General features: G+C 69.6%; 14 protein-coding genes. 8 read left to right on the forward strand and 6 right to left on the reverse strand.

Translation table 11 applies throughout. The features are described 5' to 3' along the window. Positions 1-60: 60 nt before the first annotated feature. The 8 genes from nucS to ADX84_RS16935 all read left to right on the forward strand — a co-directional run bounded on the left by nucS (position 61) and on the right by ADX84_RS16935 (position 7,924). Positions 61-738: an endonuclease NucS gene (gene nucS / locus ADX84_RS16900; RefSeq protein ID WP_049575419.1), complete on the forward strand. Its 678-nt coding sequence runs from the start codon at positions 61-63 to the stop codon at positions 736-738. Between the two features lie 83 nt (positions 739-821). Further along, positions 822-1,688, forward strand: a complete 867-nt coding sequence (locus ADX84_RS16905) for an ABC transporter ATP-binding protein (protein ID WP_049575422.1) — start codon at positions 822-824, stop codon at positions 1,686-1,688. After that, positions 1,685-2,539, forward strand: coding sequence for an ABC transporter permease (locus ADX84_RS16910; protein WP_049575425.1), 855 nt, complete (start codon positions 1,685-1,687; stop codon positions 2,537-2,539). The genes ADX84_RS16905 and ADX84_RS16910 overlap by 4 nt, the downstream gene beginning before the upstream one ends. Continuing rightward, complete coding sequence (locus ADX84_RS16915; RefSeq protein WP_199776625.1) at positions 2,536-3,825, forward strand: sensor histidine kinase; 1,290 nt, start codon at positions 2,536-2,538, stop codon at positions 3,823-3,825. Before ADX84_RS16910 ends, ADX84_RS16915 begins: the two co-directional genes overlap by 4 nt. Positions 3,826-3,851: 26 nt before the next feature. Further along, a complete protein-coding gene (locus tag ADX84_RS16920; RefSeq protein WP_049575433.1) occupies positions 3,852-4,490 on the forward strand; it encodes a response regulator transcription factor in 639 nt (212 codons plus the stop codon). 78 nt (positions 4,491-4,568) lie between these two features. Beyond that, positions 4,569-5,249 carry a DUF1707 domain-containing protein gene (locus ADX84_RS16925; RefSeq protein WP_049575436.1) on the forward strand — a complete coding sequence of 227 codons (681 nt, stop codon included), beginning with the start codon at positions 4,569-4,571 and terminating at the stop codon, positions 5,247-5,249. A gap of 344 nt (positions 5,250-5,593) precedes the next feature. Next, positions 5,594-7,021, forward strand: coding sequence for a M28 family peptidase (locus ADX84_RS16930; RefSeq protein WP_234004039.1), 1,428 nt, complete (start codon positions 5,594-5,596; stop codon positions 7,019-7,021). Positions 7,022-7,327: 306 nt separating this feature from the next. Beyond that, positions 7,328-7,924 carry a cob(I)yrinic acid a,c-diamide adenosyltransferase gene (locus ADX84_RS16935; protein ID WP_049575444.1) on the forward strand — a complete coding sequence of 199 codons (597 nt, stop codon included), beginning with the start codon at positions 7,328-7,330 and terminating at the stop codon, positions 7,922-7,924. Positions 7,925-8,023: 99 nt separating this feature from the next. On the opposite strand, the gene ADX84_RS16940 is transcribed toward ADX84_RS16935, so the two are convergent. From ADX84_RS16940 to atpA, 6 genes are all read right to left on the reverse strand, one after another. Further along, positions 8,024-8,329: an MTH1187 family thiamine-binding protein gene (locus ADX84_RS16940; RefSeq protein ID WP_049575447.1), complete on the reverse strand. Its 306-nt coding sequence runs from the start codon at positions 8,327-8,329 to the stop codon at positions 8,024-8,026. Positions 8,330-8,391: 62 nt separating this feature from the next. Then, on the reverse strand, positions 8,392-8,847 hold the full coding sequence (locus ADX84_RS16945) for a DUF2550 domain-containing protein (protein WP_234004035.1): 456 nt from the start codon (positions 8,845-8,847) through the stop codon (positions 8,392-8,394). A 55-nt stretch (positions 8,848-8,902) separates the two neighbouring features. After that, positions 8,903-9,292: a F0F1 ATP synthase subunit epsilon gene (locus ADX84_RS16950; RefSeq protein WP_017546084.1), complete on the reverse strand. Its 390-nt coding sequence runs from the start codon at positions 9,290-9,292 to the stop codon at positions 8,903-8,905. Between the two features lie 129 nt (positions 9,293-9,421). Then, the gene (gene atpD, locus ADX84_RS16955; protein ID WP_017546083.1) at positions 9,422-10,867 is read right to left on the reverse strand and encodes a F0F1 ATP synthase subunit beta; all 1,446 of its coding nucleotides are present in this window, start codon (positions 10,865-10,867) and stop codon (positions 9,422-9,424) included. Between the two features lie 5 nt (positions 10,868-10,872). Beyond that, positions 10,873-11,793 carry a F0F1 ATP synthase subunit gamma gene (locus ADX84_RS16960; protein WP_049575452.1) on the reverse strand — a complete coding sequence of 307 codons (921 nt, stop codon included), beginning with the start codon at positions 11,791-11,793 and terminating at the stop codon, positions 10,873-10,875. A gap of 3 nt (positions 11,794-11,796) precedes the next feature. After that, positions 11,797-13,437, reverse strand: a complete 1,641-nt coding sequence (atpA, locus tag ADX84_RS16965; RefSeq protein ID WP_017546081.1) for a F0F1 ATP synthase subunit alpha — start codon at positions 13,435-13,437, stop codon at positions 11,797-11,799. Between the last annotated feature and the right edge of the window lie 27 nt (positions 13,438-13,464).

Genomic DNA, 13,464 nt, shown 5'->3' on the forward strand with positions numbered 1-13,464 from the left:
GCGTGGTCCCTCCCCGGAAGCGGGTTCGCGGGCGCGGCGGAGGCGGTAACGTGACGTCCCGTGCGTCTCGTCATCGCGCGGTGCAGCGTCGACTACGTCGGCCGACTCACCGCCCACCTGCCCATGGCTCCCCGCCTGATCCTGATCAAGGCCGACGGGAGCGTGTCCATCCACGCCGACGACCGGGCGTTCAAACCCCTGAACTGGATGAACCCGCCGTGCAAACTCCGCGAGGAGACGGTCGAGGACGGTCCCGACGTGTGGACGGTCACGCACAGCAAGTCCGGTGAGAAGCTCGTGCTGACCATCGAGGAGGTCACGCACGACTCCGCGCACGAGCTGGGCAAGGACCCCGGCCTCCAGAAGGACGGTGTCGAGGCCCACCTCCAGGAACTGCTCGCCGAGCACATCACCACGCTGGGCGACGGCTACACGCTCATCCGCCGCGAGTACCCCACGGCCATCGGTCCCGTGGACATCCTCTGTCGCGACGGCGGCAGCAACACCGTCGCGGTGGAGCTCAAGCGCCGCGGGGACATCGACGGCGTGGAGCAGCTCACCCGCTACCTCGAACTCCTCAACCGCGACCCCTCCCTGGCCCCGGTGGCCGGCGTGTTCGCGGCCCAGGAGATCAAGCCCCAGGCCAAGGTCCTGGCCGAGGACCGGGGCATCACCTGTGTGGTCCTCGACTACGACGAGCTGCGCGGCATCGAGCCCGACACCCTGCGCCTGTTCTGACCCCCGCTGTCCTCCGTTCGGAGGACAGCGGTCGGTCCCCCCGGGGGACACCCTCCGCGCCGCGTCCACGGGACGCTGGGGGTATGAGCGCAACAGTCATCGAGGTCGAGGGCCTCACCAAACGCTACGGCGACACCCACGCGGTCGCGGGGATCGATCTGAGCGTCCCCCGGGGCGAGGTCTTCTCCTTCCTCGGGCCCAACGGCGCGGGCAAGTCCACGGCTGTGGAGATCCTGGAGGGCTTCCGCACCCGCAGCGGCGGCGACGTCCGTGTGCTGGGTGAGGACCCCGGGAGGGCGGGCCGGGCCTGGCGCTCCCGGATCGGGATCGTGTGGCAGAAGGAGACCATGGTCCCCAAGCTGCGGGTGCGCGACGTCCTCCGGCACTTCGCTGGCTACTACCCCCGGGCGCTGAGCGCCGACGAGGTCCTGGAGATGGTCGGCCTCACGGAGAAGGCCACGGCACTTCCCGACTCGCTCTCCGGCGGCCAGCGGCGACGCCTCGACGTCGCCCTGGGCATCATCGGCCGCCCCGAACTCCTCTTCCTCGACGAGCCCACCACCGGCTTCGACCCCCGGGCGCGTCGCGAGTTCTGGGAACTCATCCAGGGCCTGGCCCGGCAGGGCACCACCATCGTGCTCACCACGCACTACCTGGAGGAGGCCGAGTTCCTGGCCGACCGGGTGTGCGTGATCGCGGGCGGACGCATCCGTGCCGTGGACGCCCCAGGGCAGCTGGGAGGCCGCGCCTCCGCCCAGGCCACCGTCTCCTGGACGGAGGACGGGCGCCGACACGAGACGCGCACCGACACCCCCACCCGGCTGGTGTCCGAGCTGAGCGCGCGCATCCCCGGGGAGATCCCGGAGCTGAGCGTGCACCGCCCCACGCTGGAGGACATCTACCTCGACATGATCCAGGACGACCAGGCCAACGAGGAAGGCGCGGCATGAGCACCGACACCGTGACGGAGACCGCCGCGACCCCCGCCCCCGACGCTCCGGGCCGTCCGCCCGGTGCCGTGCGCGTAGGCCTGTCCCGGGGGTGGATGGAGATCCGCACCTTCTCCCGCGAGTGGGAGAGCCTGATCTTCACGTTCTCGCTGCCCGCCCTGATCCTGGTCATGTTCGCGGCGATCTTCGACGGCATGTTCGACATGGAGATGGCGGCGGTCGACTACTACCTGCCCGGGCTCATCGCGATGGGCCTGATGTCGGTGAGCTTCCAGACCCTCGGCATCGCGATCGCCGTCGAACGCGACCAGGGGGCACTGCGCCGACTGCGCGGAACCCCCATGCCGCCCAGCGCCTACTTCGTCGGCAAGACGCTCCTCGTGCTCTTCCTCGCCGTGGGCCAGATGGCGCTCCTGCTCGCCGTCGCGGCCCTGTTCTTCGGCGGGACCATGCCGTCCACCCTGGCCGCCTGGTCCACCATCGCGTGGGTGTTCGTCCTCGGAACGGTCGGCTGTTCCCTCCTGGGGATCGCCATGAGCTCGCTGGCCCGCACCGCCCAGACGGCCTCCGCCGTGGTGGTCATCCCCTTCCTCCTGCTCCAGTTCACCTCCGGGATCTTCGTCCCGGTGCACCTCATGCCGGACTGGATCCTGACCGGCGCCGCCCTCTTCCCCCTGCTGTGGATGGCACAGGGCATGCGGGCCGCGTTCTTCCCTGACGAGATGGCCGTCATGGAGATGTCCGGCGCCTGGGACCTGCACATGGTCGCCCTGGTCCTGGGGGGCTGGTGTGTGGTGGGCTTGGTCCTGACCCTTCTGACCTTCCGATGGAAGACACGCAAGGACGGATGACGATGACGACGGACCGGGCCCCGGGGCCGGACACGACGGCGCCCTGGGGGTCCGACCCCGCCCGGTCGGACCCGACCGGACCGGACCCGTCCTCCGGCCGGGACGAGCGGCACGCGTGGAACATGGGCGTCTGGTGGCACGTGGCCTTCACCCTCGCGATGGCGGCGGTGATCGTGCTGGCCCTGGTCACCGGCCCCCCGGAGTGGCGCTGGCTGACAGCGGCGCTGATGGTCGTGGTGGTGTTGGTCTACCTGGTCTTCGCCCGGCCGCTGATCAGCCCGGAGAAGGACTTCCCGAGTACGGGCCGGGCCCTGGGACTGATGGGGCTGTTCCTCCTGCCCAGCGTGCCCGCCGTGATCATCAACCCGACCCTGGTGTTCGCGCTGATCGCGATCGCCCCGGTCTGCTTCATGACGGTGGGGAGCGTTCTCGCCGTCGCGACGGTGGGCGTGATCCTGCTCTTCCCGACGCTGTTGGACGGCCTGCTCGGCTGGGAGGACTGGTCCTCGGTCGGTGTCAGCCTGCTCATCAACGGCGCGATCCTGGGCTACGCCCTGTGGTTCGGGACCTGGATCGAACGGATCGTGGTGCAGAGCGCGGAACGGTACGAGCTGATCGAGGCGCTGCGGCACAGCCGCGAGGAGGTGTCCCGGCTGTCCGAGGAGGCCGGTGCCCTGGCCGAGCGGGAGCACCTGGCCCGCGAGATGCACGACACCCTGGCCCAGGGGTTCACCAGCATCATCACCCTGACCCAGGCGGTGGAGTCGGAGCTGGACAGCGACCCCGTGACCGCCCGCCGCCACCTGGCGCTGATGCGCGAGACGGCGGCGGAGAACCTCGCCGAGACCCGGGCCATGGTGGCCGCCCGCCAGTCGCTCCGGCTGGACGACGAGGGCCTGGACGCGTCGGTCCGGCGCATCTGCGAACGCCTCGGACGGGAACTCGGCATCTCCGTGAACGCCGAGGTCACCGGGGCACCGGAGGAACTCGCCAACGACCTCCAGATCTGTCTGCTGCGCACCGCACAGGAGGCCCTGGCCAACGTCCGCAAGCACGCCGGAGCCCGCACCACCACGGTCACCCTCGCCTACACGGACGTCGGCGTGCGGCTGACCGTCGAGGACGACGGGCTCGGCTTCGACACCTCACTGCCCGCCCACGGCAACGGACTGGCCAACATGCGCCACCGGGCGGAGTCGGTGGGCGGGGTGCTTGAGCTGGAGAGCTCCCCCGGAGGGGGCACCACCGTCCGCCTGGCCATCCCCCACGACGACGCGGACGAATGATCCGTCCCGGAGAGGAAAGCCGTCCCATGATCCGTGTCCTGCTGGTGGACGACCACCCCGTGGTCCGCGAGGGCATCCGTGGCATGCTCAGCGCCGAGCCCGACCTGGACATCGTCGGCGACGCCGGCTCGGGCCCCGAGGCGGTGGCCCGGGTGGCGACCCTGCTCCCCGACGTGGTCCTGATGGACCTGCGCATGCCCGGCGGCGACGGAGCGGAGGCCACCGAACGCATCCGCGCCGAGTACCCGGGCGTCCACGTGCTGGTGCTCACCACCTACGACACCGACACCGACATCCTGCGCGCGGTCGAGGCGGGCGCCACCGGCTACCTGCTCAAGGACACCCCGAGGGCCGAGCTGGCCGACGCGGTGCGCTCGGCGGCGCGCGGCGAGACGGTGCTCAGCGGTCGGCTGGCTGGGAAACTGCTGACCGGTGTGCGTCAGCGGAACACGGAGCCGGAGGGGCCCGCGCTCTCCCCCCGGGAGGTCGAGGTGCTGCGGCTGGCGGCGGACGGGCTCACCAACGCGGCGATCGGCCGTGCCCTGCACATCAGCGCCACGACGGTCAAGACCCACCTCATGCGGGTCTACGAGAAGCTGGGTGTGGGCGACCGGACCGCCGCGGTGTCCCAGGCGATGCGCCGGGGCCTTCTTCCCGAGAAGTAGGCCAGCGGGGCCCGTCTCAGGGTCATCTCCGGGGCCGTCCCCGATTCCGCGGACCGCCGCGGAGGGCAGAATCGGCATATGATGGAACAGATGAGCCACATCACCCCCCACGAGGACGGCAATGGCCGGATGCGCGCGTCCGACGCCGACCGGGACGCGGTCGCGCACCTGCTCCGGGAGGCCCTCGCCGAGGGACGCCTGGACCCGGACGAACACAGCGACCGGTTGGACTCCGTGTACCGCGCCAAGACCGTCGGCGAACTGGTCCCCCTCACCGAGGACCTGCCCGGTTCAGAGGCTGCGGCCGCCCGTCTCCCGGCGCCGACCGACTTCCGCTCGCCGCGCCCCGTGTACGGCGCGAGCCGGATCGGCGACCAGCCCGCCACCAGTCACGCGGCGATCGCCCTCCTGGGCGGCGCGGACCGCTCCGGCAACTGGGTGCTCCCCCGCCGGTTCTTCGCCGTGGCCACCATGGGCGGGGTCGAACTCGACCTGCGCGAGGCCCGGTTCACCCAGCGCGAGACCACCATCTGGATCGGCGCGGTCATGGGCGGCATCGGCGTCATCGTCCCCGACGACATCCAGGTGCGCCTGCACGGGCTCCCGATCATGGGTGGCTTCGGGATCGAGGGCGACACCCCCAGCGTGGTCGATCCGGGCGCCCCGATCGTGCACATCCGGGGCGTCGCCCTGATGGGCGGCGTCGGGGTCAGCTACCGTGCGCGCAAGCACCAGGAGGGCGAGGAGACCGAGGGCTGACCGGGCGGGCGATGGGCCCGTCCCGCGCCTCGTAACGCCGCTCACCTCGACGATCCGGGCCCTACGGGCCGTCCATCAAACCACAGTGCGCACCTTCCCGTAAGGTCTGTGGCTGATTGTGGCAATGTCCCGCGCCATGTCTTGCCGCGGCCGGAACCTCCTGCGAGGCTTCTCCGGTACCTCGCCCACCCCAGGTGTCCATCCCCCACACCACGGCACGATGGGCCCCCGTGAACCGGAGGAAGTCCGTGCAACCGACCACCCATGGGAGCCCGCGCGACACAGCGGCCGTGTCTCCCTCCCCCAGGCGGCGCACCGCCGCCACCGCCGGTCTCGCCGCCCTCATGATGACCGCGGGCACCCTGGCGGGCGCACCGGCCCACGCGGACCAGGCCGCGCTCCCCGACCTCGTCTCGACCGAGGCCATCGAGGCCCACATGGCCAACCTCGACACCATCGCGCGCTACAACGGGGGCAACCGCGCCAGCGGCACCCCCGGGTACGACGTGGCCGCACTGTACGTCGAGGACCAGCTCAAGCGGGCGGGGTACGAGCCCTACCGCCACGAGTACGACTACGAGGCCTGGCGTGAGAACACGCCCGCCGTGCTCGCGCAGACCGCGCCGAAGCAGCACCCGTACGAGCTCGACCAGGACTTCGTCACCATGAGCTACTCGGGCTCCGGCGACGTGTCCGCCCCCGCGGTCGCGGTCGCCCCCGACAGTGCGGCGAGCGGCTGCTCCCCGGACGACTTCGCGGACTTCCCCGAGGGCGCCGTCGCCATCACGGTGCGCGGCAGCTGCCCGTTCGAGGACAAGGTCACCAACTCCGCCGACGCGGGCGCGTCGGCGGCCCTGGTCGTCAACAACGAGGACGAGGTCTTCCTCGGCACCGTGGGCGAGCCGTCCGCCATCCCGGCCGTCGGCGTCTCCGGCCTGGTCGGCGCGGACCTGCTGTCGATCCCGGACCTGGAGCTCCAGGTCACGGTGGACGCGCAGGTCAGCCAGGAGAGCTCCTACAGCGTGCTCGCGCAGACTCCCGGCGGACGTGACGACAACGTGGTGATGGTGGGTGCCCACCTTGACGGGGTCGAGGAGGGCCCCGCCATCAACGACAACGGCAGCGGCACCGCCTTCCTGCTGGAGACCGCGATCCGCCTGGCCGAACAGCCCGACCCGAACAACCAGGTGCGCTTCGCCTTCTGGGGCACCGAGGAGTCCGGCCTGGTCGGCTCCAGCGAGTACGTCGCCGGTCTGGACGAGCGGGAGCTCGACGACCTCGCGCTCTACCTGAACTTCGACATGATCGGTTCGCACAACTACGGCCGGTTCGTGCTCGACGGCCGGATGGAGCTGCCGGAGTCCGGCGGCGCCCCCTCCGGCTCCGGTGCGATCGCGAAGGTCTTCGAGGACTACTTCGAGGCTCAGGACCAGGTCAGTGAGCCCGGTGTGCTCAGCGGCCGCAGCGACTACTTCGCCTTCATGCAGGCCGGTGTGCCCTCCGGTGGCCTGTTCAGCGGCGCGGACGGCGTGAAGTCGCAGGAGCAGGCGCAGTGGTACGGCGGCACGGCGGGCGAGGCGTTCGACCCGTACTACCACACGGCCGACGACACCCTGGAGAACGTCAACTGGGACTCGGTGGCCGAACTGTCGGCGGCGGGCGCGCACGGCGTGGAGTTCTTCGCCGAGAGCACCCTCCCGGTCAACGGCGTGCTGTCGATGTCCGCCGTGACGGTGGACCTGCCCCGCAAGGGTGACGCCTGGCTCCGTTAGACGCGTGATCCACCGCTGATCCGGAGAAGCTGGAGGGCGGGTGGCGTGAACCCCCCGGTCCCACGCCACCCGCCCCTCGCGATGTCTCCCCCTCGTACGGTCCTCCGGGCGACCCCCCTCAGTCCCGCCCGGGTGTCCGCGCGTGAACACCGCCGGCAACTACGTTGTGTAGCTCCCTCGTGCCTCAAGGTATCAGTGAGCCACATCACCTTCACCCCCCGATACTGAACAGTTATCCTCCGTGACTCGCCCGTGCTCGGGCCCCTCCACGGGCCCGGTGCCGCGCCCTCGCCTAGGCTGAGGGCCATGAGCACAAGGGACACGGACAAACCGGTCGTACTGTCGAAGATCTACACGCGTACCGGGGACGCCGGCACGACGGCGCTCGGCGACATGAGCAGGACCTCCAAGAACGACACCCGCCTGGTCGGGTACGCGGACGCCGAGGAGGCCAACGCCGCGATCGGCGTGGCTCTGTCCCTGGGAGACCTCCCCGAGGACGTGCGCGTCCTCCTGCTGCGGGTGCAGAACGAACTCTTCGACCTGGGCGCGGACCTGTCCACCCCGATCGTGCCCGACCCCGAGTACCCGCCGCTGCGCGTCCTGCCGGAGTACGTCACCCGGCTGGAGGAGGCCTGCGACACCTACAACGCGGACCTGCCGACCCTGCGCAGCTTCATCCTGCCCGGCGGCTCCCCCACCGTCGCCCTGGTGCACACGGCCCGCATCGTGGTCCGCCGCGCCGAACGCTCCGTGTGGGCGGCCATCGAGGAGCACGGGGACGGCGTCAACCCGCTCACGGCGCAGTACCTCAACCGACTCTCGGATCTGCTGTTCATCCTCGGCCGCCACGTCGCAGGAGACGGCGACGAGGTCCTGTGGAAGCCCGGCGGCGATCGTTAGGGAGCCCAGAGCGCGAAGGCCCGCTTCGCGACGACGGGAGACCCCGCGGTGAGCTGATCCCGGCCTTTCCGGCGCCCGACGGGGGCGCCGGAAACGACGTCAGTGGAGGTCGCCGAGTTCGCGCTCGACGGCCTCCACCTTGCTGTGCAGGCCGTCGGTCACGCCGTCACGGACGTCCGCCTTCAGGGTCAGGCTCACCCGCCCGGCACCCTCACCGGCGGCCTCCACGGCACGCTTGACGACGTCCATGACCTCGTCCCACTCGCCCTCGACGGTGGTGAACATGGCGGAGGTCTCGTTGGGCAGACCGCTCTCCCGCACGACCCTGACGGCACGGGCCACGGCCGGGGCGACGGACTCGCCGCTACCGAGCGGGGACACTGAGAAAGCCACGATGGTACTCATGGGCCCATGCAAACACACGGGGACCGCCCCTGTGAACCTCAGGGGCGCCTACCGCGCGGCGGTCAGGCCTGCCACTGGGTCCCCGGGGGCATCGACTCGATCCAGGACAGGAACCCGGTGAGCGCGCTCTCGCCCATCGCGACCTCCAGGGTCGCCTCACCGGGGTCACTGCCGTCCGCACCCGCCCAGCCGATCTCCAGGACCGTGACGTCGGCGGGTAGGGGGGCGTCCTCGGATCCGGGGGCACGGCGCCCCACAACGACGAGACCGCGGCGCGACAGTCGCACTGTCGGCCGCGGTCTGAGGGAGAGGACGGGGAACCACCCGAGGTCACCCGAGCCGTAACGGCCGAAGCCGATCCGCCAGGAACCCCGACGCCCCTTCTCCCCACGTGCACGCAGGTAACACTCGACGGCCCCGCCGCTGCGCAGCAGCACGAACCGTCGCATCCAGCCGGTGCCGAGCACCAGCACGACGAGCAGGACGACGGCGAGGACCACCCACAACAAGGACTCCAACCACGGCGTTCCCTGAAGCGGTGCCACACCCACGTCTCGTCGCCTCCCGGCTTCGCTAGGCGACTTCCTCGCCAGCAGCACGCAGGCGGCTGCGGGCACGGGCGGCGGCCGGGTTGTCCCCCGACTCGCCCGCGTCCTTCAGCGCCTGGCGCGCACGGTCCACATCGATGTCCTCGGCGAGCTCGGCGGTCTCGGCGAGGATCGAGATACGGCCCTCACCCGAAACCGAGACGAACCCACCGTGGGCGGCGGCCCGGATCTCGCCGGTCTCACGCGCGCCCAGAACGCGAACGACCGCGTCCTCGGCCAGAAGCGACAGCACCGGGACGTGCCCGGGCTGGACGCCGATCTCGCCCTCGACGGTCTTCGCGATGACCATGTCGCCCTCGCCCGCCCAGACCTCGCGGTCCGGAGAGACGATCTCGACGAAAAGCTTCTTCGACACTGCCACAAACTCCTCGGCTAGCGGGTGGGTTCGGCGGGGCCGAGTACGAATGGATACTCGGCCCCGCCTCGGGTCTAGCCCCGCCCGTCGCCCTCCGCTCTCAGAGCGGGGGGACACTGACGCGCAGTACTAGCCTTCCTGCAGCTTCTTGGCCTTCTCCACGACCATGTCGATGTTGCCGACATCGAGGAAGGCCTGCTCGGGAAGGTGGTCGTACTCGCCGTCACACAGACCCTTGAAGGACGCGATGGTCTCCTCAAGCGGAACGAACACACCCGGGGTGCCGGTGAACTTCTCGGCCACGAACATGTTCTGCGAGAGGAAGCGCTCCAGGCGACGAGCCCGGTTGACGATGATCTTGTCCTCTTCGGACAGCTCGTCCATACCGAGGATGGCGATCTGGTCCTGGAGGTCGTTGTTGCGCTGGAGGATCTCCTTGACGCGCTGGGCCACCTGGTAGTGCTCCTCGCCCACGTACTGCGGGTCCAGGATGCGGGAGGTGGAGGCCAGCGGGTCGACCGCCGGGTAGATACCCTTCTGCGAGATCGGGCGGGAGAGCTCGGTCGTCGCGTCCAGGTGGGCGAAGGTGGTCGCCGGCGCCGGGTCGGTGTAGTCGTCCGCGGGCACGTAGATCGCCTGCATCGAGGTGATCGAGTGACCACGCGTCGAGGTGATCCGCTCCTGGAGCTGACCCATCTCGTCAGCCAGGTTGGGCTGGTAACCCACGGCCGAGGGCATACGGCCCAGCAGCGTGGAGACCTCCATACCCGCCTGGGTGAAACGGAAGATGTTGTCGATGAAGAGCAGAACGTCCTGGCCCTGGACGTCACGGAAGTACTCCGCCATCGTCAGAGCCGAGAGCGCCACGCGCAGACGGGTGCCGGGCGGCTCGTCCATCTGGCCGAAGACGAGGGCGGTGTCCGGTAGGACGCCCATCTCGTCCATCTCCAGGAAGAGGTCCGTACCCTCACGGGTGCGCTCACCGACACCGGCGAACACGGACACACCACCGAAGTTACGGGCGATTCGGGTGATCATCTCCTGGATGAGCACCGTCTTGCCCACACCCGCGCCACCGAAGAGACCGATCTTGCCACCGCGCACGTACGGGGTGAGGAGGTCGATCACCTTGATGCCCGTGACCATCATCTCGGTCTTGGACTCGAGCTGGTCGAAGGCCGGAGCCTTGCGGTGGATCGGCCAGCGCTCGGTCACGCCGAGCTCGGCCGTGGGCACGTCCATGGACTCGCCCAGGGTGTTGAACACGTGGCCCTTGACGACGTCGCCGACGGGCACGCTGATGGGCGCGCCGGTGTCGCGGACCTCGGCGCCACGGACCATGCCGTCCTGCGGGGCCAGGGAGATGGCGCGGACCAGGTTGTCACCCAGGTGCTGGGCGACCTCCAGGGTCACGACCTTCTCCGTGCCACCGATGCTCACGTCGGTGTGCAGGGCGTTGTAGATGCCGGGCAGGGAGCCGACGGGGAACTCCACGTCGACGACCGGGCCGGTGACCCGGGCGATGCGGCCGGTGGCGGTGCCAGCGCCGGCCGTACCTTCAACTGTCGCAGTCACTTCTGTTACTCACTTCCCGCGCTGGACCCAGAGAGCGCATCGGCACCGCCGACAATCTCACTGATCTCATTGGTGATCTCGGCCTGACGAGCCTGGTTGGCCAGGCTGGTCAGGTTCTTGACGAGTTCTTCCGCGTTGTCGGTCGCGGCCTTCATGGCCGCCCGACGGGACGCCTGCTGGGAGGCGGCCGACTCCAGGAGGGACGCGTAGATCCGGTTGACCACGTACTGCGGGAGCAGCTGGTCCAGGACCTCCTCCGCGGAGGGCTCGAACTCGTAGAGCGGCAGGGCCTCGCCACCGACGCTCTGCTCGAGCTCCTCTGCGTCGACCTCTTCCACCTCCAACGGGAGGGCGCGGACCGCCCCCGCCCGCTGGGTCAGCATCGACACGAACTCCGTGGAGATGACGTGGATCTCGTCGACACCGCCCTCGGCGGTGTCCTGGGAGAACCGCTCCATGAGAGCGGTGCCGATCTCCTGGGCGTGCGCGTAGGTCGGACGCTCGGTGATGCCTTCCCAGGACTCCTCGACCGGGCGGTCGCGGAACTTGTAGAAGGCCGCACCCTTGCGACCCACCATGTAGGTGAGGACCTCCTTGCCCTGCTCCCGCAGGAGCTGGGTGAGGGCCTCGGCCTCCTTGATGACGTTGGTCGAGAAGGCGCCGGCCAGACCCTTGTCACTGGTGACGACCAGGACGGCCGCGCGGGTGGGGTTCTCGGCCTCGGTCAGCAGCGGGTGATCGGTCACCCGGCTGGCCAGGGCAGACACCGCCCGCGTGATCTCCCGTGCGTAGGGTCCGGCAGCCTCGGCCGCGCGCTGCGCCTTGGTGATGCGCGTGGCGGCGATCAGCTCCATCGCACGGGTGATCTTCGACGTCGCCTTCGTCGCTCGGATCCTCCGGCGATAGACGCGAAGCTGTGCACCCATGGGTTACTTCCCGCCCTTGGCGACCTTGATGGTCTCCTGGCCGACCTTCTCCTCGGCGAGCGCCTCGGTCTCCGCCTCGGTGCCCAGGAGGGTACCGGCGGAGGTCTGGAAGCTCACCTTGAACTTCTCGATGGCGGCCTGGAGCGTCTTCTGGCTGTCGTCCTCGAACTTGCCGGTGTCCCGGATCGTGTCGAGAACGGCCTTGTGCTCGCGGTCCAGGTAGGACAGGAAGTCCTCCTCGAAGCGGCGGACGTCCTCGACCGGGACCTCGTCGATCAGGCCGGTGTTACCCATCCAGATCGAGACGACCGTCTTCTCCATGGAGAACGGCGAGTACTGACCCTGCTTGAGCAGCTCCATCATGCGCGCACCGCGCTCCAGCTGCTGCTTGGAGACGGCGTCCAGGTCCGAACCGAAGGCGGAGAACGCCTCGAGCTCGCGGTACTGGGCCAGGCTCAGACGCAGCGTGCCGGACACCTTCTTGGTGGCCTTGGTCTGGGCCGCGCCACCGACACGGGAGACGGACACACCGACGTCGATCGCCGGACGCTGGCCCTGGTTGAACAGGTCCGAGTTCAGGAAGACCTGACCGTCGGTGATGGAGATGACGTTGGTGGGGATGTACGCCGAGACGTCGCCCGCCTTGGTCTCGATGATCGGCAGGGCCGTCATCGAACCCGCACCCAGCTCGTCGGAGAGCTTGGCGCAACGCTCCAGGAGACGGGAGTGGAGGTAGAAGACGTCACCCGGGTAGGCCTCACGCCCCGGCGGGCGGCGCAGCAGGAGGGAGACCGCGCGGTAGGCCTCGGCCTGCTTGGTCAGGTCGTCGAAGACGATGAGGACGTGCTTGCCCTCGTACATCCAGTGCTGCCCGAGGGCGGAACCGGTGTACGGGGAGAGGTACTTGAAGCCGGCCGGGTCGGACGCCGGGGAGGCCACGATGGTGGTGTACTCCATCGCGCCGGCCTCTTCGAGGGCGCCGCGCACGCTGGCGATGGTCGAGCCCTTCTGACCCACCGCGACGTAGATGCAGCGCACCTGCTTCGTGGGGTCGCCGGTCTCCCAGTTCGCCTTCTGGTTGATGATCGCGTCGATACCGATCGCGGTCTTGCCGGTCTGCCGGTCACCGATGACCAGCTGGCGCTGGCCACGGCCGACCGGGGTCATCGTGTCGATCGACTTGATGCCGGTCTGGAGCGGCTCGCCAACGGGCTGGCGCTCCATGACCGTCGCGGCCTGGAGCTCAAGCTCGCGGGTCTGGCTCGTCTCGATCTCGCCCTTGCCGTCGATGGGGCTACCCAGGGGGTCCACCACACGGCCGAGGAAGTTGTCGCCCACCGGGACCGAGAGGAGCTTGCCGGTGCGACGCACCTTCTGCCCCTCCTCGATACCGGTGAAGTCACCCAGCACCACGACACCGATCTCGCCGATCTCAAGGTTCTGGGCCATGCCCAGTGTGCCGTCCTCGAACTCCAGCAGCTCGTTCGCCATCGCCGAGGGAAGGCCACCGACGCGGGCGATGCCGTCACCGGAGTAGGTGACGGTACCGACCTCTTCAGCGCGGGTGGCGTCAGGCTCGTACGACTGGACGAAGCGCTGTAGCGCGTCCCGGATCTCATCCGGCCGGATCGTCAGCTCCGCCATCTCTACGTTGTCCTTGCTCTCAAATGG

The sequence above is a fragment of the Nocardiopsis sp. SBT366 genome, assembly GCF_001083815.1.
GTDB lineage: Bacteria > Actinomycetota > Actinomycetes > Streptosporangiales > Streptosporangiaceae > Nocardiopsis > Nocardiopsis prasina.